Origin of the sequence: Sulfitobacter sp. DSM 110093 (genome assembly GCF_022788715.1) — a bacterium.
Lineage (GTDB): Bacteria > Pseudomonadota > Alphaproteobacteria > Rhodobacterales > Rhodobacteraceae > Sulfitobacter.
This window is the reverse complement of record NZ_CP085168.1, coordinates 181,740-202,933: the sequence shown is the minus strand read 5'-3', so window position 1 is coordinate 202,933 and position 21,194 is coordinate 181,740. Positions and strand designations below refer to the sequence as shown.

9 protein-coding genes are annotated in these 21,194 nt (G+C 55.4%); 2 read left to right on the top strand and 7 right to left on the bottom strand.

The genetic code is table 11. The annotated features are described in order from the left end of the window. Window positions 1-21 precede the first annotated feature (21 nt). Window positions 22-7,710: a type I polyketide synthase gene (locus tag DSM110093_RS17640; protein WP_243267760.1), complete on the bottom strand. Its 7,689-nt coding sequence runs from the start codon at window positions 7,708-7,710 to the stop codon at window positions 22-24. Window positions 7,711-8,680: 970 nt separating this feature from the next. Between DSM110093_RS17640 and DSM110093_RS17635 the strand changes: the two genes are divergently transcribed. Continuing rightward, window positions 8,681-11,101 (top strand): BapA prefix-like domain-containing protein, encoded by a 2,421-nt coding sequence (locus tag DSM110093_RS17635; RefSeq protein ID WP_243267759.1) that lies wholly within the window; start codon window positions 8,681-8,683, stop codon window positions 11,099-11,101. A 203-nt stretch (window positions 11,102-11,304) separates the two neighbouring features. Here the strand turns inward: DSM110093_RS17635 and DSM110093_RS17630 are convergent, their stop codons facing one another. The 3 genes from DSM110093_RS17630 to DSM110093_RS17620 form a co-directional block, all read right to left on the bottom strand. Continuing rightward, a complete protein-coding gene (locus DSM110093_RS17630; RefSeq protein ID WP_243267758.1) occupies window positions 11,305-14,370 on the bottom strand; it encodes a Mur ligase family protein in 3,066 nt (1,021 codons plus the stop codon). A gap of 183 nt (window positions 14,371-14,553) precedes the next feature. Beyond that, window positions 14,554-15,879, bottom strand: coding sequence for a condensation domain-containing protein (locus tag DSM110093_RS17625; protein ID WP_243267757.1), 1,326 nt, complete (start codon window positions 15,877-15,879; stop codon window positions 14,554-14,556). A 237-nt stretch (window positions 15,880-16,116) separates the two neighbouring features. Beyond that, entirely contained in the window at window positions 16,117-17,436 is a 1,320-nt protein-coding gene (locus DSM110093_RS17620; protein WP_243267756.1) for a condensation domain-containing protein, read from the bottom strand. A gap of 749 nt (window positions 17,437-18,185) precedes the next feature. Here DSM110093_RS17620 and DSM110093_RS17615 point away from each other — a divergent pair. Then, window positions 18,186-18,482, top strand: a complete 297-nt coding sequence (locus tag DSM110093_RS17615) for a hypothetical protein (protein ID WP_243267755.1) — start codon at window positions 18,186-18,188, stop codon at window positions 18,480-18,482. 20 nt (window positions 18,483-18,502) lie between these two features. On the opposite strand, the gene DSM110093_RS17610 is transcribed toward DSM110093_RS17615, so the two are convergent. The 3 genes from DSM110093_RS17610 to DSM110093_RS17600 form a co-directional block, all read right to left on the bottom strand. Continuing rightward, window positions 18,503-20,116: an IS66 family transposase gene (locus tag DSM110093_RS17610; protein ID WP_243266316.1), complete on the bottom strand. Its 1,614-nt coding sequence runs from the start codon at window positions 20,114-20,116 to the stop codon at window positions 18,503-18,505. 62 nt (window positions 20,117-20,178) lie between these two features. Further along, complete coding sequence (gene tnpB / locus DSM110093_RS17605; RefSeq protein WP_086055032.1) at window positions 20,179-20,526, bottom strand: IS66 family insertion sequence element accessory protein TnpB; 348 nt, start codon at window positions 20,524-20,526, stop codon at window positions 20,179-20,181. Further along, window positions 20,523-20,897, bottom strand: coding sequence for a transposase (locus tag DSM110093_RS17600; protein ID WP_243266315.1), 375 nt, complete (start codon window positions 20,895-20,897; stop codon window positions 20,523-20,525). The genes tnpB and DSM110093_RS17600 overlap by 4 nt, the downstream gene beginning before the upstream one ends. Window positions 20,898-21,194: the final 297 nt, after the last annotated feature.

Below are 21,194 nucleotides of genomic sequence, written 5' to 3'. Positions count from 1 at the left end.
TTATAGGTATTTTCATGCTTGCTAGCTTGCAACCACGGCATCTACCGGCGCACGGTTCGGAGAAACCAGCATGCCTTCCAGTTGTGCTTCAAACGCAGCGATAATAGCTTGCTGCTCTACCTCTGTGACCACCGCGCTATCAAAGGTAAATTGATAGGATGTCCCCTTTTCGTTGGCCGCCACATCTAGCCGTACATCGTTGTATGTGGCGCCGTCGCGTGAAGGTGGCAATTGGTTTTGCAAGGCGAAGCCGATCTGGTTCAGACGTGCTCCTGAGGCCTGAAGTCGCCCGTCGAATTCCTCTGCTGCGTTGAATACATCAAAAGCGATGTGATCATTGCTCGCAGACAGAATGCGCTTGAAGTCTGCGGCCTCCCACTCATTGCGTTCATTGACTGGAACGATGATCGGCAAAGTGGCCGTAAAGGGGCCAAAACCTTCGGCCATGCCCGACGGACGAGCTGATACATCTCTTGCGATCACAACGGCTTGCGCCCCGTTTTTGGCCTTTTGCAGAGCACCTGCGTAGGCCAGCAACATATCCGCCTCCGACAAGGTGTTCTTTAGATGACCGTCCTTTACCTGTGCAGCTCCATGATCTCGACCCATGGCTTCAGGCCCCAAAGCACGCCCGCGGTTACTAAAGGCCACTGGGCCCGGTACTTTGCGTAAAACATGGCTCCAAAAGGATCGATCACGAAGCCCTTGGGGCGTGTCTGCATGATAAGCAAGCGTGCTAAGATGGGCTGAGGCATCAAACTTGCCAGGAATTACCGCAGTGGGCGCGGCACAAAGCTCAGCCCAAAGTGCGTCTTTTAGAAACTCTAATGCCTGCGCGTCGCCCAAAGCGGCATGCATCGCAATCTGTACCTGCAGTCCGGATTCTTTGGCGATCTGGCCAAACCGCAGCAATTCGCCTCGCGCCACATCCAGAAGTTCTTCAGGTTTCAAATGTCCGCTGGTCAGCTGAGGGGCTTCGCCCAGAGCAAAGTTAGGTTTAGAGCCCCGCGGGATATCGCATGTCAAACCCATCAAAGGGAATTGCATGAATGTAGCATAAATTGCTTTTTGCAGATCCCCGCTTTCTACGCCTTCAGGTGCATCAAACACCAAGCGATGTTCAAACGCACGGCGTGTTGACGCTGAGCTGAACCGCGCCAGCGTTGTAGCAATCATACCGGCTTGCCCATCTGTAAATGCACGTTTTTGGTAAATGGCTGCAGATGCCCCCTGCCCTTCATCCTTTCCATCTTCTGTATTGTCTGCGAGGCGCGCTTGATGGGCTTCAAACTCATGCGCCAACACCTTTGAGAGCTCTCCCACCGTGGGGGCTTTGAGGAAATGCGACGCCATGATGGAGACGCCGAGTTCTGTCTCCAACCGCATTTTGAGCTCAAATGAGGAGAGTGAGTCCAACCCCGCTTCGCTCATGGGCATATCCAGATCGTCCGGGCTCAGGCTAACCTTAAGCAGATCGGACAAGGTGGCTGTCACGAAACCTGCGATCTCAGCGACAAGCGCATCGCCCGTGAGCGAAGACAAGCGTTTGGCCAGATCACTATCATCCCGCCCTCTGCCACTGATCATACTGGCAAACCGCGGTGCACGTGAGAGCGCTATATTGGTTCGACCCGCTTTCTCCCAGTCTCCACGCCCATAGCAAATCCGCCCCAGCCCGGTTCGCAAAAGAGTGCCAAGCGCAACCTCGGCCTCTGCCGTGTAAAGCCCAGCCATTCCCGAGGTCTCAAGATAACTTGCCAACTGCTCGTCGCGCGCCACAAAGCCCGTATCTGCAATAGCCCCCCAGTCTATCGTACCGCCCTGGTTACCACGCGCCGATCGATAGTCCGCCAAAGCGGACAGAAAGCCATTCGCCGCGACATAGTTGCTTTGCCCCATGGCCCCAAAAGTTTGGGATATGGAAGAGAAGCTTATTAGGAAATCAAGAGGCTCATCGAGGGCTTGCTCTGCTTGATGCAAAGCCCAAGCGCCAATGACTTTAGGCCCTAGAACCGCCTCCAGAACTTCTGGCGTCATCATGGTGATCAGAGTGTCCTTGATCACCGCAGCACCGTGTAAGATGCCCGCAAGGGGCTTGTCTTGATCGCCAGCAGCCGTCAGTACGGCATCATGAACGGCGATGGCATCTGTCGTATCTAGCACTTGCTCGCGCACGTCTGTGCCACGCGCGCGCATTGCTTCAAGAAGCGGTTTGTCTTCTTCTGCCAGCCGCCCTGACCGAGATGCAAGTAATAGCCGACCCGCTCCCTGGCGGCTCATCCAGTCAGCCATCGCCAAGGTGAAACCCCGTGTCCCGCCGGTGATCAGATAGCTAGCATTTTTTCGAAAGGTGATTGGTTTGTCGCGGTCTTCGCGGACGACAAACGTCTCTTCATCAAAGGTCACCACCACTTTGCCCACATGCTGCGCCTGAGACATATAGCGAAAGGCGGTACGCACCTTTGAAAGGGGGAAGTTAGTTGTGGGCAGTGGCAGCAAGCGGCCCTCGCGAATATCGCTCATGACGGCATGCATCTGACTTGCTAGAAGCTCGGGACGCTCCGTACCCATGGCGGCGAGATCGATGATATTGAAGGACTGATTGCGGCGCATGGCCTTCATACCCACCGCATGATCCGCATAGACGTCACGTTTGCCGATTTCTAAAAACCGACCGTAAGGGGCGAGGATGTCTAGCCCTTTATCAATATTGCTTCCCGGTAGAGAGTTCAGGATCAGATCCACCCCTGTGCCTTGGGTAAGCGCCATGATTTCATCTGCGTAATCGAGGCTGCGCGAGTTCATCACATGCGCGACACCTCGCTCGCGTAGCAAGGCACGTTTGTCGTCATTGCCTGCGGTTGCGAACACTTCTGCCCCTGCGGCTTGAGCAATCTGAAGCGCGGCCAACCCGACGCCACCTGTAGCCACATGGATCAGAACCTTGTCACCTTCAGACAACCGCCCCACCTCTTTGAGGGCATAATGGGCCGTCGCGAAAGCTGAAGGGATTGTGACTGCAGCATCATAATCCAAAGCATCATGCATCGGGATCAACCCCTCCGCGCTGATCGCAAGAAAACGCTGCAAGCAATTGCGCCCCATACCCATAACCCTGTCTCCCAGGGCAAAAGCTGTGACCTTCTCGCCTACTTCGACAATATCTCCAGAAAACTCTAACCCCAGGTTTTGCCAAGCAGGCTCTGCTTCCGCATCTTCTGGCAACAAGGCCGTCACTGCCATGATGTCTCTGAAATTTAACCCAACTGCCCGCACCTTAATGCGGACCTCATCCGCCCCCAGAGGGTGGCGAGGGCATTCAAAAAGATCTAGCCGGTCAATGACCCCAGGCTGGGGCATGGTGACTTTAAAATTGTGCGCATCTTCTGCTCCGATGGTCAGCTGACGCTGCGGGAGGTCATCGCGTGCTCGCACTTTTAGCCGCGCAGCATAAATCGCGTCTCCGTGCAGTGCGATCTCGGTCTCTTCCATCGGGCACAAAATGGCTGACGCCAGCCGCGCTTCCATGTCGCTGTGCCCCTTGGATACATCGATATGGCGGAAGTTAAGTTCGGGTAGCTCTGTTGAAAGGGTGCGCATTGTGGCCATCACGGAAGCACCCGCCACACTGGAGGGTGTCAAACAGCTTTCAGCAGTCGGGCGCACGTTTGTGGTCGCAATAATGATACGCGGTAAGGCGTGAAGCCCCCGTATGTCATGCAGCGCAACCCCCATCTCAAGAAGCGTTTGTACCGGTCCGCGCACAGCATCATAGATCTCAGCCGGTGTGCAATCCTCGGCTAAATCCGGTGCAGACAGCGGCCAAGCAAAAACAACGCCCTCAATAGCAAGAGTTGCATCATCTTTGCTGGCAGCAGGCATGAGGAGATCGGCCAAAGCATCCGTGATATCCTCGCCAAGCGTATCATGACCCAAGCGGGTAACATCTGCGCCTTGCTTTTGCAGCGCCTCGATAAGACCTACGGTTTGCGCTGTTTGCTCCCCCAAGACGAGCCAGCGCCCAGGCGTCTCTTTCAAACTCAGATCCAGATCGACCAAATCGAGTTCCTCGACAATAAAGTCAGGCGGCGTTTGCACGTCTTCCTGGACCGCGGAGGCCTGGGGCATCTCTTTGGCTCTCAAGCCCGAAACGCTCAACAAAATAGTGCCATCGGCCCCAGCAATATCTATTTTACCGCGCCCTTGCTCAAAGGAGATGCCCTCCCCAATGGATATGTTCGCGGTGACATCCGCAGGCAGACGACCATAGCACCGTACCCGTGCAATTCCGGTAGGTAGCAGCGCGAGCTGATGCTCGGCCGCCACGTCGCTATCGACCCAAAGCTGCCCCGATAGGGTCTGCATACATCCATCTAAAAGCGCCGGATGGGCCACATATTTATCTAAAGTCGCCCGGCAACTTTCATGCGCGGCAATCACGCCAACGCCGCGATCGCTGTCTACCACAAGGTTTTGAATCGTAGCAAAGGCGGGACCGTATGTGACAGCAGCAGCATTCTCTAACCCTTCGTAGAACGCAGAAATGTCCGGGGTGCGCAGTTTTGCATCCTCTTGATGCAGCTTCTGCAGTTTCCCAGGTGGGGCCACATCCACTGGGCGCAACACCGCGCTGGCGCGCAACACCCATTCTTCGCTGCTGTTTCGCAACCGGCTGCTTACTTCGATCCGACCGCGGTCGGATACAAAGACCGTTTGCAGCTGTACCGTCCCCTGAGGAGGTAAAAATAGCGCCTTATGAAAGCCAACGTTTTCCAGCTCGAGCACTTTGTCGGGAAACAAAACCTGCCCTGCAGCCAGCATAACATCCACATACCCGGCGGCTGGAAACAATGCCTCTCCCACATAGCGGTGATCTTTAAGAAAAGAGGGGGAGGATATGTTGATGTCTTGAACCCAAACATCTGCTGGTCCCCGGGTACGTAGCCCCAGAAGAGGATGATCGGCGCAGGTGAAGAGTTGGTAGCTTGAATCCTCGGAATCCGCCCAATACCGGTCAGTATCCCAAGCATAGCTTGGAAGCGAAATGCTGCTATCGCCTGGACCATAAAGGGCCCGCCAGTCGAGCTCGACACCATGTACAAAAAGCTCAGCTGCCGAGGCTGCAAAATAATCCAGATCAGGAAACTTATGGCTCATGGATGAAACCACATCGATAGCCGCCCCACAGGCCAGGGCAGTGCTCGCGGTCAAAGGTTTGAGTGTTGTGTGGGGTCCTATTTCGAGAAAGGTCGTAGCGCCCATCTCAATTGCGGCCTCAATCGCATCCATGTAGCGCACGGATTGACGCAGGTTTTGCCAGCAATAATCCAAATCTAGGCGGGTTTCTAATTTGCCTGTCACAGTGGACAAAAAGTCAATTTTAGGCTGAGACCAGCTGATCTCTCCGACTTCGTGTCGCAACCAGTCCTCTGCTTCTTCCAGCTGGTAGGAGTGCCAAGCGCCATCAATTTTCAACAAACGGATGAAGGTGTCAGGATAAGTGGCCTCGAAGTGAGCGACAAAATCCTCAACCGCAGCCTTTTGACCACTTATGGTCGTAGCCCCCGGCCCATTGCGTCCTGCAATATCAATCAGGCCGTTGTCAGGCAGCATCGCCTCGACATCCTCTGGCGGCAGCCCCACTGCAGCCATCGCGCCCATGCTTGTTATATGATCCAAAATTGTACTGCGCTTGGACAAGTAACGGACCGCATCCTCGAGTGACGTGGCCCCACACTCAATGGTGGCAGCAACTTCGCCGACGCTATGGCCCAAGACTATGTTCGGCGTAACACCCCAGTGGCGCCATAAGGCAGACAACCCATACTGCACAGCAACAAGAGCGGGCTGGGTCACCCATGTCTTATCAATATTACTGGTCTCTTTATCTTTGGCCATTTCTGCCAGCACTGACCATCCACTCACAGCGGCGTAGGCCGCGTCAAAATCCTCAATGGCCGCCCTGAAAATAGGCGCATGAGCCATCAAATCACGCACCATATCCCATGATTGGTTGCCCTGCCCTGAATAGGTAAACACCAGCTTCGGCGCATGTTTGACCTGCCCTATGTGAACATGTTCGGGTAACATATCGGGCAGATCTTCCGCACTAAGCGCCTCAAGGCCTGAGAGCAGATCCTGTTCGGTTTTGCATAAGATAACCGCCCGGTAGGAATACATTGCCGGACCATCTGCTAAGCTTGCCGCCAAGCGGCTTAGGGAAACTTCTGCCAAAGGACCATTTTTGCGGGCCTTCAAAAGATTGCGCGCGGCCCCCGAAAGCGCCTTGGGGGAGGCGGCGGTCAAAGGGATCAAAACAGGCTCATCTGTTGGTGAAGCAGTCGACACTAAAGCAGCGGCCGTGTCTTTTTGAACCTTTACCGCCGTGCTTGGCGCCGAAGCGATAAGGGTAGAGGCATTGGTGCCACCAAAGCCAAAGGAATTTACGATCGCACGCCGCTCCCCTCCAACCGCTGGGAACGGGGTGATGTTCCGAGGAACTTCTAGATTAAGTGCATCCAGCGGGATCGCCGGATTGGGATCGTCAAACCGGCGATTGGGCGGGATCTCTCCTTTTTGTAGGGAGAGAACTGCCTTGATGATACCGGCCATACCCGCCGCTGATTCAAGGTGACCCACATTGGGCTTGATTGAGCCAATATACAATTTGCGGTCTGGAATGCGTCGTCCAATAGCTTGGCCGATGGACCCTGCTTCAATGGGATCACCGATCGGCGTACCGGTCCCATGTGCTTCAGCATAGCCAACCTCAGATGGGACACGTCCTGACTTTGCGAACAGCTGTTCGATAACATCTATCTGGGCCTCCGGGCTGGGAGCCGTCATTGTACCCGTCTGGCCATCTTGATTGACCGCTGTGGCTTCGATCACCGCATGGATACGGTTGCCATCGCGCATAGCCGCATCCAAAGGTTTCAGGAGCAATGCCCCTACCCCCTCACCTCGCACATATCCATTTGCCGTCTTATCAAAAGCCGACAACTGTCCTGTGGGCGATAGCATGCCAGCTTTTGAGAAAGCGACGAAAGCCCCAGGGTGAGCGATTACGTTCACGCCGCTGACGAATGCCATGTCGCAACTGCCCGCCTGCAGATGACGCACCCCCTCATCCAAGGCGACCAAAGAAGATGAACAGGCCGTATCGACCGATACGCTGGGACCCGTCAGATTGAGACGGTGAGACACCCTGTTGGCGACGATGGACATTGCATAGCCAGTGCCTGCATATTTTTCCTCATCCGCCGTGTTCATCTCGCGAATGGTTTTGTAGTCAGATTGGGAGACCCCAACAAAGACGCCGGTACGCTGACTTACCACGTCATCCATCTTAATGTGCGCGTTCTCAAGTGCCCCATAGACGGCTTGCAAAACGAGCCGTTGCTGGGGGTCCATGCTGGCGGCTTCTCGAGGTGCAAGGCCAAAGAACTTAGGGTCAAATTGATCAATCTGCGGCAGGATTCCGGCCCATTTCGTATAGGATTTCCCTAGAGTTTCGGGGTTGGAATCATAGAACTTTTCGGTTGAAAAACGCTCGTTGGGGATCTCAACAATCCCGGTGCCTTGCTCACAAAGCATCTGCCATAAGCTGTCTGGATTGTCTTCTGCGCCGGGAAACCGAAACGCCATGCCGACGATTGCGATCTTGGTGGAATTATGAGGTTTGGTACTATCGTTTGCTGCGAATGGCATAGATCTCATCTACCTTCTGTCCCTGTTCGGATCTGAGGCGCTCAGAGAATATTGCGCCCCTCGAACTTGTTCTACGGCCGCTAGGCCGACAGTGATCGCGATGCTTTTTCTGTAAATACTCCACCAAAACTGAGAATTTACCCAGACTTTTCTCAAATAAGTCGACATCTTGCCCTGATCCGACACGCGGACCAAAGTTGAACCGGCCCTCGGGACGGCGCTATGAGGGCTGTATGCAGAGGCCCGTTTAGGCCGCATCACACGACCTGGATTTTGCCACCCTCCCCCACGTGCATGCTCACATCGTCCTAAGGGCGGGCGATCTAGCAGCGTTCATTGGGCAATCTCAGCTGATCATTAAAGTACATACACTTGTTGAAGGGCCTCTGCGGTTCGAAACTGGTTTTGAGCTCCAGCAAAGAAGGCCGATGAGGCCTTTTAACATTAGAGCGACCTTCACGATGTCATCACGAACCGGTGGCATCAACATACCAAGGTAGGTCTGCAAAAATCCACAAGCATTGATTGGCTCGCTGCCATTGTACCCCGGTTAGCACCACCAGATCTTTGAAGCGGCTTCAATGGTTTGCCTCCTGGACAAATCTACTGTTTGCTCTCGCGTCGCCTTCGAGGTCAACACGGCCCGATATCTCTCCTGACTGTACGATCCGCTTTGTCCGGGATTTTAATCCCGCCCAACAAGCTAGCACTGGCCCGAATCCCTAAGTGATGTCTGCAATAAGTCGCTCTGGATCAATATCGCGTTGTTTCTCAATCTGACCCAATCAGCTGCCACTTGCCGGATTGATCTTACGTCGCACACATCACTCGTCAGGCTGGGACCTTAACCTGGAGCTTTTACCGTCAAAAGCACATATATCCGATTGATAACATACCAAAGTTATGTTTTATATACTTTTGATATTAACTGTGCCGCCCTTGTTATGGGGTGAAGAGAGGAATTACCCCCATGGCCGATACCGTTTTACAAGCCGGACCACAGATCAGCGTCCCTGTCGACGCGCTTCAGTCAGACATCGCACGTTATAGCAGACAGGGCGATACGCTGACCGTGCAATTGAAAAATGGTGATACGATCACCATCAATGATTTCTATAAACCTGCAGTAGATGGCTCTCTGCACAGCCTCACGCTGCGCGATAACACCAATGTCGACATTCAAGGCGAGCCCGAAGAAGAACTCAGCTCAGAAGAGCTGGCTGGTCTTGCCGGGGCAGGTCTGGCTGGCTTGGGGTTGGCAATGTCGGGCGGCGGCGGTGGAGATGATGACGATGGGGACGCTGACGCCGATGCGGACGCCGATGCGGACGCCGACGCTGATGCGGACGCCGATGCTGATGCGGATGCCGACGCTGATGCGGATGCAGATGCGGACGCCGACGCTGATGCAGACGCTGATGCGGATGCAGATGCGGACGCCGACGCTGATGCAGACGCCGATGCGGACGCCGATGCTGATGCAGACGCTGATGCGGATGCTGATGCCGACGCTGATGCAGACGCTGATGCGGATGCAGACGCGGACGCGGACGCTGATGCCGATGCGGATGCCGACGCTGATGCCGACGCGGACGCTGATGCGGATGCCGACGCTGATGCGGATGCCGACGCTGATGCAGACGCGGACGCTGATGCCGATGCGGATGCCGACGCGGACGCCGATGCCGACGCGGACGCTGATGCCGATGCAGACGCGGATGCTGATGCAGACGCCGATGCGGATGCAGACGCCGATGCCGACGCGGATGCGGACGCCGATGCTGATGCAGACGCCGACGCGGATGCCGACGCGGATGCAGATGCGGATGCCGACGCTGATGCAGACGCCGACGCTGATGCCGATGCGGATGCCGACGCTGATGCGGATGCCGACGCTGATGCAGACGCCGACGCGGATGCCGACGCGGATGCAGATGCGGATGCCGACGCTGATGCAGACGCCGACGCTGATGCCGATGCGGATGCCGACGCTGATGCGGATGCCGACGCTGATGCTGATGCGGATGCCGACGCTGATGCCGATGCAGACGCGGATGCTGATGCAGACGCCGATGCGGATGCAGACGCCGATGCCGACGCGGATGCTGATGCAGACGCCGACGCGGATGCCGACGCGGATGCAGATGCGGATGCCGACGCTGATGCAGACGCCGACGCTGATGCCGATGCGGATGCCGACGCTGATGCGGATGCCGACGCTGATGCTGATGCGGATGCCGACGCTGATCACGGCTTTGTCGACCCCATCCTTTCCGATGAAGGTCTGCTTGGAGATGTAACTGGGAACGAGGGTCTTTTAGGTGCGGTTACCGGCTCTGAGGGCTTGCTTGGCGACCTCCTTGGTAGCGGAACGCCATTGGGTGATGTCGGCGAAGAGTTGCTAGGTCAGCCCGTGATCGGAGGCGGAGAGATATCTGAAGATACTGGTCTTGTTGACGGTGTCATTGCTGACGATGGTCTGCTCGGTCCTGTTACAGGAAACGAAGGCATCCTTGGTGATGTCACGGGCTCTGAAGGCTTGCTTGGCGACCTGGTCGGCAACGACGGTGTCTTGTCGGATCTCACCGGTGCTGATGGTCTGGTCGGTGGTCTGGTGGGAACCGGAACGCTTGGGGCAACCGATGGTGACGGCGGTGACGGCGGCCTTCTCGATGGCTTGCTCGGCGGTGAAGGTGGCGAAGACGGCCTACTTGGTGGCCTGCTCGGCGGTGACAGCGGTCTACTCGACGGCGTAACCGGTGAAGACGGTCTCGTTGGCGGCCTGCTCGGCGGTGACAGCGGTCTGCTCGACGGCGTAATCGGTGAAGACGGTCTCGTTGGCGGCCTGCTCGGCGGTGACAGCGGTCTGCTCGACGGCGTAATCGGTGAAGACGGTCTACTTGGTGGCCTGCTCGGCGGTGACAGCGGTCTGCTCGACGGCGTAACCGGTGAAGACGGTCTCGTTGGCGGCCTGCTCGGCGGTGACAGCGGTCTGCTCGACGGCGTAACCGGTGAAGACGGTCTCGTCGGTGGCCTGCTCGGCGGTGACAGCGGTCTGCTCGACGGCGTAACCGGTGAAGACGGTCTCGTCGGTGGCCTGCTCGGCGGTGACAGCGGTCTGCTTGACGGCGTAACCGGTGAAGACGGTCTCGTTGGCGGCCTGCTCGGCGGTGACAGCGGTCTGCTCGACGGCGTAACCGGTGAAGACGGTCTACTTGGTGGCCTGCTCGGCGGTGACAGCGGTCTACTCGACGGCGTAACCGGTGAAGAAGGTCTCGTTGGCGGTCTGCTCGGCGGTGACAGCGGTCTACTCGACGGCGTAATCGGCGAAGATGGTCTCGTTGGCGGCTTGCTTGGTGGCTTGGGCGGTGGACAAGACGACATCGTCTAACCGACAGATCAATCGAACAATCACAAGCCCTACATGCTATGTAGGGCTTGTTTGCCGTCCAGACGCCTGTTGGGAAAAGTTCTCATTCGCCTGCTGGCTAAATACGTGCCGGAATCAGATGGCACCGGTCGCGGCTATGGCTTCAGGCAAACATTTTGACTTTGAAGATCGCCTACCCCTCCTGCAACCAGTATTAAGGCAGGCTAAGATTTTCTGAATCTCGAAAGGCGCTGGAAAAGGCCTGTGCTGTTTGAGCCTTTCACCAAGATAATGTCACCCGTGGAGACCTGTTGAGTCAGGATATTCTCAAGATTTTTCGGGTCTAAAATGGTGAACCTACGGTCATTGCCAACCAATGGAAGGCTCGCCTTAAGCTCGTCACCGACAAGATAGACGGCATCCAAAGGTTTGTTTTTGAGTAGGTTAAGAAGTGCATCATGTTCTGACCGACTGTCCTCACCAAGTTCCGCCATATCCCCCAGAATGGCCACTCGCTTCCCACTGCATGGCATAGCAAACATCTCATCCAACGCTGCCCGCATCGATGCAGGGTTTGCATTATAAGAATGGTCCAGTATCTTTGCGGGGCCTTTCGTTGTGGCCCATTCGATAATCTGGCCGCGCCCGATGTCTTTCGTAAAGGTCGTCAAATGCTCAAGCATAGGCCCAATCGGTTGACCCAGTACATTGGCGACAGCGGCGACAGCCATCACATTATCAATCGCATAGCGCCCCGGGCCCTGTATGGGGACTATATGACGTTCTCCAAAAACGTTCAGCATGACTTGCGTTGCCGATGCGGCTGAAGATGTCGGAAAAATATTGGCCGCATCCGACCACCCGTAAGTTACAATCTTCAACCCCTTGAGTTTTGCAGCAGCCTCTACGATCTCATATTCGATCATATCTCGATTGAGGATCGCCACGCCTTGGTCGGGCATCTCTGAAAAAATGCGGGCCTTTTTTTGAGCGATAGTGGCCGTGTTCGTATGATAGGCCAAATGTGCAGGATGAATATTGGTGAACACCGCAATGTCTGGTCGCGCCAGTCGGCTGTTCTCTTGCATTTGTCCGATGGCCATTTCCAGAACACAATATTGCGTATCCGTGGGCGCACAACACAGGTTCCAAGCAAGACCGCGCGCCATATTCGCGCTAAAACGGGTGGCGTGAACTTTGCCGATTGCACCAAGGCAATGCGCAATCATTGACGTGACAGTGGTCTTTCCCGCGCTCCCCGTTACGCCGACGATCGGCCCAGTGAGTGATCTACGCGCGTCTTTTGCCAAGGCCATCAACGCGGCGCGCATATCAGGAACACGTAAGACAGAGCCCGCTTTGCCAAAGACTTCGCAGCTGTTACTCACAATCGCGAGGCGTGGAATAATCCCTTTTCTTTCTAGTTCCTTATAGGGAATTCCAAAACTGTCATCTGCATGCCGTACAAACACGATATCATCCTCGCGAAAGCTTGGGGCGAAGATCGAAACGCCATTCAGCTCCAGCTTTTCACTTGGGGAAGTCAGCCATTCTGACCCCGGCAAAAGGTCGGCTATATCTGCTGTCGACCAGCGCGCCCGACCCGTCGTACTGACCCGCCGGCGCTTTTGCTGATCGCAAAGGCTGATAAAACTGTCGCGTTCTTTCAGATAAGAGCGATATGCGATCAACCCGGACAGGTAGTGTTCAACATCATCAATGCGCACCCGGAACCCGTGGTGGCGAATAAAGAAGCTTCCAGTGACTGAAGCCGGGTTTCTGAAATACATCGCGACTTCGGGGAAAAAGAACCCGTTGGTTAGATACTGCGCCCTATGTTCCATCGCCTCGCGAAACGCATCAAGATCCAGCGCATCAATGACCGGAACGAGCGATGCATCCTGCAGCGATCTTTGCAACAGCAGGCGGGTGGCGCAGCACAGTTCCAGAAGGGTAGGAAAGGTAGTGATCCTATCGCGGATAAACGGCAAGTAGTCTCGGACGTTGCGGACGCCAAATGCGATATACTTTGGGTCCGTGTAATGACGAGACAGCTCGTTTACACAATACGCCAGCCAGTGATCGTTGTACTGCCAATAATCCTTGGCGATAAAGTAGTCGACAGCACGCCGCGTCGCATCCAACCAGCGTTGATCGCCGGTGGCACCGTACAGGCGCATCAGCGCAAATGCGGCTTCCCCATCATAATAGACTGTGCGAAAATCCTCTTTCGGGGTCAGGGTTTCCGCATCCAGAATGTGGTAAAAGCTGCCATCCGTTCGTTGCATCGACAAGATTCCGGCGCCCAATCGATGCGCCAGTTCGAGCACAGTCTTGTCCCCTGTCACTTCGAAGAACTTGCAGCACGCCAAAATGGCAACGGCATTACCACCCAGCTTTATCTCATTGCCCCTGTCCATCAAAAAGGCCGACGCACCGCCCGGACCACTGCGGTATTTGACAAGGTGTTCCGCGATCTGCCTTAAAGACCGATCAATGGCCTCACGCAAATCATGGCTTTGTAGCAACTCATAGGCTTCGCACAATGCATAGGTACTGCTGGCGTGGCGCAACGTGTTGTAATGGTTAATCGAGCGATCAAAACATGGATGTCTGCCATAGTGAAATAGGCCGTTCTCGTTCACCTGGGCCGCAAGATATTCAGCGCTCTCACGTATCAGGAAATCAAGGTTATCAGGCTCCATGAGGTCGAAAATGCGCCGCCCACCGTTAAGCCCAGAAGGCTCGAGGCAAACAATTTCGTTGCGATCAAGATCACGAAACAGCCCATCAGATGTAAAAAGATAAACGGTGTCGGAATCCGCTGGTGCTTCAAACGTTTTTCCAAAACGTCTTTTCCAGTAGATTCCAAAGTTATTGAGATTCATCTCGCAATGCGGAACTTGCGCGCCTTTATAAAACAAGGCACTGCCGTTCAGCTCACCTTCAGTTATCGCCTGCGTAAATCCCGTATCTAGAGACATACCTTTGCGGCTGTAGTTGCGTTTTACCTTCTGCAGCGCAGCTTTGTAGTTGGCAAAGGACGTCGCTTGCACCGAAGTCGCCCAATCCAAACGCACATGGCGCGCGCCAAGCAGCTGCAAGGACGCCTTTTCCTCTAGCCGCTCGCGCAATTCAACCAAGGTTGAAGCCGTGATCGTTTTAACCCGTGCGCGGCTGTCACCATCCGTCGCCGACACAAAGACAACAAAGCACGGATATGGTTCTGGCAGAGGGGATATCCGCGCGATGAGTTCGTCGAGGAGTTGCGATACTGTAGCGGTTTTCATAAGAGTTCAGCGTTCGCGTCTAAGTATTGCATGAGGTTCGGGAGGCAACCACACATCGCAACCGCAAACCGCCTAACCTGCTCATTCCCTTGCCATTCTTAAGTAACGATTGGAAAGAGACAAGACAACCTAGGGGGCACGCCCCTACGGTAAATATTGATAAATGGAGGGCCAACATTCTCGTCAGTTGCGCTGCACTCTGGCATCAATCTCCTGCGCCAATTGTCCCAAATCAGCTTGCCCCCAAGAGGCTGCGTTCCCAATCAGAGATGCTTGGGGCCCTTGGGGGCTGGAAGTGACGTTCATTTGGAGCTCAAATCCGCTGTCAGATTCTTTGGGCAGATCTATGCGTTCCATCGTTAAAAAGCCGAAAGATATTTTCCCAATCATAGCCTCTTCAAAGATTTTCCGAAACGGAGAGGTTGAGAAACGCCCTGTAGGGGTTCGGATATGAACGAGAAACCGCATCCAATCCGCCTTAGCACGGATTTCTTGTCCCATGAGGGTATCATCATCCAAGGCCGAGGTCGGCAACATCTCAGCAGAGGCTGATATCTGTTCCGACACCCAGCCGGCCCCTGATCCACAGGAGTAGCGCAAGGGGAACTCGAGCATTTCGGCACCAATAAAAGAAGCTACCGCCGCTTCTCGCCGCCCCACAACGCTGTGGACCAATACCGCCCCTTGGCCGGCCTGAGCGCACAGCGTTTCGGAAAAGGCCGCGTGCAGATGACAAAAAGCCGAAACACCCGTATTTTTGACTAAGACCTCCACCTGAGCGGAGACCTGAGGCGCCAGAACGTCATTCAACGTGTTGGTTTTACTTATATTTTTTGGGGACAAATCTGGCAAACCCTGCGCCTTGCGGCCAATGTTCAACTTCTCCGGCAAGGGGAACAACCCCTCTCTCCAAAATGCATCTTTTTCCTCTGCGCGCGTCAGTATTTGTTTGCCGCGGTGGGAAATGAAGTCCCCGTGAGACAAAGGGCTTTCAGAGACAGGCATGCTCAGTGCGTGTTTGAGCAGCTCTTCAAGCAGCAGGACAATGCTATAGCCGTCGATGATCGCATGATGGACCCGCACCAAGATCACATCTCCCGCGCCGCCGAACTTAAGCAGGCACATTTCAAACATTGGATCAGAAAGCGCCGTCAGCGGTTTTGCACAGCGCGCCATAATGGCCTTCTTTTGCGCCGCTTCGGACATCTCCCCTAACTCTTCTATGATCAATCCGATCGGGTGATTTGGCAGGATCTCGGCGCGCCAGACATTACCCAACTCAACAAAACGAAGCCGCAAGGAATCATGTCTGAGCACAAGTTGATCAAAGGCACGGCGCAGGGTGCGAGAACTCACACCAGGCGTGATACGAACGGCCCATGAAATCGTTTGGTTGATATGAAACCCCACCGAGGTTTCTGGATCAAGGGCCGCCGCCAACATACGCTGCTGGTAGTAAGAGAGGGGAAAATATTTTCCTTGTCGCAGAGCAGGTGTCGGAACTGTCATATGCTTTCTATGTCTTCCCCACAGGTGCGCCCGCTCAATAGTGGCATCTCATGATTGAGAAAACATTGCATGGTAAGGTTGCTTCACGCAACAAAGGAGAACTGGTCCCAGTTTGTCAGAAGTGCACTACCAAAACCCAAGCGTTAAGATCGTCGCTTTTGAAGCTGATCCCTCGAAAATATAAGAAAGTGCTTTGCCTTCTGTGAAGCCCTTACGAAACTATCGCAGGTCAGGATTTTAACCTTGCACGCGCACCTCTATCTCTTGTGCCAGTTGCTGAAGGTCATCATTGCTCCAGCCGGCAGCATCAGCAACGAGAGAAGCTTGCGGGCCACTTTTTGTTGGATAGATATTAAGTTGGGCTTCAAAATCGGTCTCTGTGCTCTTGGGCAGTTCTATTCTTTCCAAGGTGATAAACCCGAAGCTGATCTTCCCCCCAAGGGTCTCCTCAAAAACCTTGCGAAATGGAGAAGACGAAATACGACCTGTTGGCGTAGGGATATGCACAAGAAACCGGTACCAATCCCCCTCTTCAGTCTGCAGCTCTCGCCCCAGCCTGGTCTCCTTAGAGAACGCTTTGGTAGGCACCATCTCAGATGAGGCCGCGACTTGCTGGGAGACCCAAGCCGCTCCTGATCCTTGGCAATACTTCAAAGGAAACAAAAGCATTTCAGCGCCGATGAAGGACGCAATTGCTGCATCTCGACGCCCCACAATGCTATGAACCAGCACCGCATCTTGTCCCGCTTGAGCACAAAGGGTCTCTGAAAACGCCGCGTGCAAGTGGCAAAAAGCTGACACTTCGGTGCTTTTGGACAAAGCATCGATCCGGGCAATCGTCTGCGGCTTGAGAAAGTTTTTTAGTGTATTTGTTGGCCCTGTATTGCGCATCGACAAAGGGGGGAGTCCTTTTGCCTGGCGCCCAAGTTTCAATCGCTGCGGCAGCGGGCAGAGGGCATCGCGCCAAAAGTCATCCTTTATAGACGCGTTCTCCGCCAACTGATTATTGCGGTAGGCCATGAAATCCGCATGGGATAGAGGCGCCTCACTGACAGGCATGTTCAACACATGTTTAAGCAGCTCCTCAAACAGTAAAGCCAGACTGTAACCATCAATGATCGTATGATGGATCCGCGCCAGGATCACATCTCCCGCGCCCCCGAACTTCAACAATTGCATCTCGAACATCGCCTCAGACAACGCCGTCAACGGTGTCGCGCAATAGGCTGCGATCACGTCCCTTTGTCTCTCTTCGGACATCTCTCCTAGGTCTTCGACAATCAATCCTAGTGGATGTTTGGGCAGGATCTCAGCATGCCAGCTGCTGCCGATCTCGACCATGCGCAGCCGCAATGAATCATGCCTTTCAACCAGCTCATCGAATGCGCGGCGCAGAGTACGAAAGCTTACTCCGGGGGTGATCCGCAAGGCCCATGAAATTGTTTGATCCAAATGAAATGCAGCAGGCGTATCGGGATCAAGCGCTGCAGACAGCATGCGGCGTTGATAGTCTGAGAGCGCAGAGTACTTTCGTGACCGAAGAGCGATGGATGTCATGGTGTTCTTCTATCCTCCCCCGACGTGTGCATTACCTTACACGTTTCCAGCTTTGTCCGTCACATATTATGCCAAGACAGCCTTCAACGCGCAGTTCGGTTTTGTGTAGGGTAACCTTAGCCCTGTACACCTTGCGGTTTTCGGCATCCCAAACCCTGCCATTCACCCATTGGTTTGCGCTTACTTGTTCAAGATCCCAGAAAATTGGCCGCCCGACGATCTCTGTATGCGGGGTTCTAAACGTTTCATGGATATACCCGCAAAGCAGCGTCCGATTTCCTTTGCAGGGCGCAACCTCAACGTGCAAATAGGCGCCAGTTCGGCCGGTTTCCGTAAGCCAGATTCCAAAGGGCTCGGCCCCCAAATCAGAGGCCGAGATACCCATTGCAACAAGAAAGCCGATCGTCAGTTTCCGCATCGTTCGCCATAAATTCCGCATCGTTCGCCATAAAAAGAAGGTTTCTGATTACGTATAAGACCGATGGTCTACCGCCATCTAGAGTTCCGCAGCGGCAGACCTTCGCTCATGTTAGGCGATAAACTCTACGAAGTCTGTATTGCTCATCCCTTGAATGCCAACCCTAACGGCTCAATGAGTGCCCGCTCCAACTGCCCCGTCGTCTCGATCGACAGATGTGATACCACCAAGGTCAAAAACGTTTCGCGAAAATCCCGGCGGGCAGCGGCACCGTCTACAAAGCAAAGGCTCAAATGGTCTCAGCGATCAACACTACCGAGGCAGAAACCCCATGAAAAAGAACACGCGCAAACCAAGGCCTCCCAAGGAAACACCACCGGCGCCGACCAGCACCAAGATGTCACCGCCGCGCAATCTGACGCCCGAGCTTTGTGAGCGTCTGCGCCGGGATATGATGAAAGCCTGCCTGACCGTGGCGGAAACACATGGCCTGATGGTCGAAGACGGTGAATTGAGTGATATCGATCTGCGTCATAGCTTCAGCATCGGCTTTCGCGTCGGCATTCCGATGGAAGACGGCACAATCTACTCGCCGGACAAAGCCATGTTCGAGGTGCTCGCACCGTAACCGCTCCATTGATACCGCGCTTATGCAGCTTGATTGTTTTGCGCAGCCATCGGCACCCAGTTCCACGGCAGCAGGTCATCTAAGCGGTTGATCTTGTGATCATGGATGCGGTCGAGGATGTCAGCGAGATAGGCCTGTGGGTTGAGGCCGTTTAGCTTTGCGGTTTCAATGATCGTCATGGCGCGGGCGAGTGTTTCTGCACCGGTGTCGGCCCCGGCAAACAGCCAGTTCTTTCTTCCGATTCCAATCGGTCGCAGGGCGCGTTCAGCTGGATTATTGTCGATGGCCACGCGACCGTCTTCCAGGAACAAGCTGAAGGCTTCCCGACGGTTGAGGCCATAGCGGAAGGCCTTGGCCAAATTGCTCTTTCCCGGGATGCCCAAGAGCTGTTGCTCGGACCAAGTAAAGAACGCCTCAACCTTCGGCAGGCTGAACTTTTGACGTGCCGCGTAACGGACGTCAGCAGGCTGGCCACTGATATCGCGCTCAACGTCATAGAGTTTGCCGACCTGGTCGAGCGCCTCGCGGGCGATCTCGGATTTGGTCGATGCCCAGAAGTCGTGGAAGTCACGGCGCAGGTGCGCCCAACAGGAAGCCTCGCGTAAACGAGGCAAACCATCAGGTCCAGGCGCGTAAAGCTTGGCATAACCCTTGTAACCGTCTGCCTGAAGGATACCGCTGGCATTAGCCAGGTGGTCCAAGACATGCTCCTCCTTCCAATCCGGCGCAAACCGATAGACGGCTCCAGGTGGCGCATCCCCCGCCCATGGGCGCTGGTCACGCACATAGGCCCAGATCCGTCCCTGCCTGACGCCTTTACCAAGCCCTTTGTCGCGCAAAGATCGGTCCAGCACCCGGATCGGCGTGTCATCCGCATGCAGCAGGTCGCTGCCCATGATGTCAGCCTCGATCCGTTCGATCAGTGGCGACAAGGCCTTCATGGCCCGCCCGCACCAGCCCACAAGGGTGGTCTCGGGGATGTCTGCGCCCATGCGGGCGAAGATCTCGTGCTGGCGATATAAGGGAAGATGATCGTCAAACTTCGCGACTAAAATATGAGCCAGCAGGTTCGGGCCTGCCATGCTGCCCGGGATCGGACGGCTGGGTGCAGGCTCCTGCACCATCCGCTCGCAGCGGCGACAGGACTTCTTGATCCGGGCGATCTGAACCACCTTCATCTGGGCTGCAATCATGTCCAGCAGTTCGCTGACATCCTCACCCACCACGCGCAGATCGCCGCCACAGTCAGCGCAGCATGTGCCGGGATCAAGTTCACGACGCTCGCGCGGTGTCGCATCCGAGACACGTGGACGTCGACGCAGCGCGGGCGCAGAGGGATCATCCGGTGCCGGCTCGTCCTGACCTTCGTCGATGGGCGCTTCATCGCCCTCGGCCACGGCCAGTAGCAAGTCTTCAAGGGCCAGTTCCAGCTGCTCGATCTCGCGCTCGATCTTTTCCGATGACTTGCCGAAGGCCAGCTTCTGCAACTTTGCGATCCGCAGGCGGAGGGCCTGAACCAGCTGGTCGTGGACCCGCAATGTCGCCGAGATCTTGGCATTTTCCGCCTGCAAAGCCGCAATCATCGCCTTCAATATGGCGGGATCATCGGGGAGGTTTTGCGTTACATTCGACATGCACATGGCTACCACAATGCACGTGATAGCGCCATAAAAACAAAGCGTTTTAGCCTATATATTCAGCCCACGCGAGCGGGCGGCGCGCCCCAATCCGGCCTGCGCCAGTCAATGCCTTCCCACAACATTGCAAGCTGCGCGGACGTCAGACGGGCGGCCCCCTCGGTCATTGCAGGCCAAGGGAAGCGGCCGCGTTCCAGGACTTTATAATAGAGGCAAAAGCCCTGACCGTCCCAATACAGAAGCTTGAGCCGATCTCCCCTGCGGCCGCGAAAGGCGAAGACCGCACCGCCCGTCGGCTTCTGGCGCAGGACATCCTGGGTCAGCGCAGCAAGACCAGCAATGCCCTTGCGCATGTCCGTGACACCGCAAGCCACGTAGACGCGAACGCCAGTGCCCGGACCAATCATACTGCTTCCACAGCACGGATTAGCTGCGTCAGCGCCAAGGCAGCCATGTTGCTGTCGAAGTGCAGGCTGCGGCCGTTGCGCAAGCGCAGTTCGACAGCCATCGGGGCCGCGACGGTGGGTGTGTCAGCGATGGCGGGAACGCCGTGTTCAGGAATATCGAAAGGAAGGAAGAGCGCACCTGCGTCAGGCGACCAAAGTCCTTTGTTCTTCAGATCATGCCGCCACGCATAGATCTGTTGCCGCGTGATCTCGTGGCGCTGCGCCACCTGCGTGACCGTCGCACCATCCGTGTCCACCGACATGACAATTCCAAGCTTCTCTTCGTCGCTCCAGCGCCGCCGACGTTCAAACCCCAGTATCTCACCACGCATAGCCGACCCCCACCTAAGACACGTCGCTAACGACGTCGTTAAGCACGTCTCTTAGCAAATCATCAGCAGATCAGGCAGGTGGTCCCAATCGAGTGGTTACCTCGCACCTCATTTTGGGCTGGAGCCATCTGATTATCGCCGAACGTTTAAAACCGGTGGAGACCTCCACCGGATCGTTGGGATCAACCCTAACAGACCAAAATACCCTATCAGCACTGAGCGGGTCTCCGACGGTCGCGGCTTCAAGATGCCAGCTGAAAACGTCGCTATGTATCTGCAACGGTCAGACCCATGAGG

Excerpts from the sequence above, each read along its gene's own strand:
- tnpB (WP_086055032.1), bottom strand. The coding sequence starts at position 20,526 with ATGATTGGTCCGGGCACTGGCGTTCGCGTCTACGTGGCTTGCGGTGTC.
- DSM110093_RS17625 (WP_243267757.1), bottom strand. The coding sequence starts at position 15,879 with ATGACAGTTCCGACACCTGCTCTGCGACAAGGAAAATATTTTCCCCTC.
- DSM110093_RS17615 (WP_243267755.1), top strand. The coding sequence starts at position 18,186 with ATGAAAAAGAACACGCGCAAACCAAGGCCTCCCAAGGAAACACCACCG.
- DSM110093_RS17640 (WP_243267760.1), bottom strand. The coding sequence starts at position 7,710 with ATGCCATTCGCAGCAAACGATAGTACCAAACCTCATAATTCCACCAAG.
- DSM110093_RS17600 (WP_243266315.1), bottom strand. The coding sequence starts at position 20,897 with ATGCGTGGTGAGATACTGGGGTTTGAACGTCGGCGGCGCTGGAGCGAC.
- DSM110093_RS17610 (WP_243266316.1), bottom strand. The coding sequence starts at position 20,116 with ATGTCGAATGTAACGCAAAACCTCCCCGATGATCCCGCCATATTGAAG.
- DSM110093_RS17620 (WP_243267756.1), bottom strand. The coding sequence starts at position 17,436 with ATGACATCCATCGCTCTTCGGTCACGAAAGTACTCTGCGCTCTCAGAC.
- DSM110093_RS17630 (WP_243267758.1), bottom strand. The coding sequence starts at position 14,370 with ATGAAAACCGCTACAGTATCGCAACTCCTCGACGAACTCATCGCGCGG.
- DSM110093_RS17635 (WP_243267759.1), top strand. The coding sequence starts at position 8,681 with ATGGCCGATACCGTTTTACAAGCCGGACCACAGATCAGCGTCCCTGTC.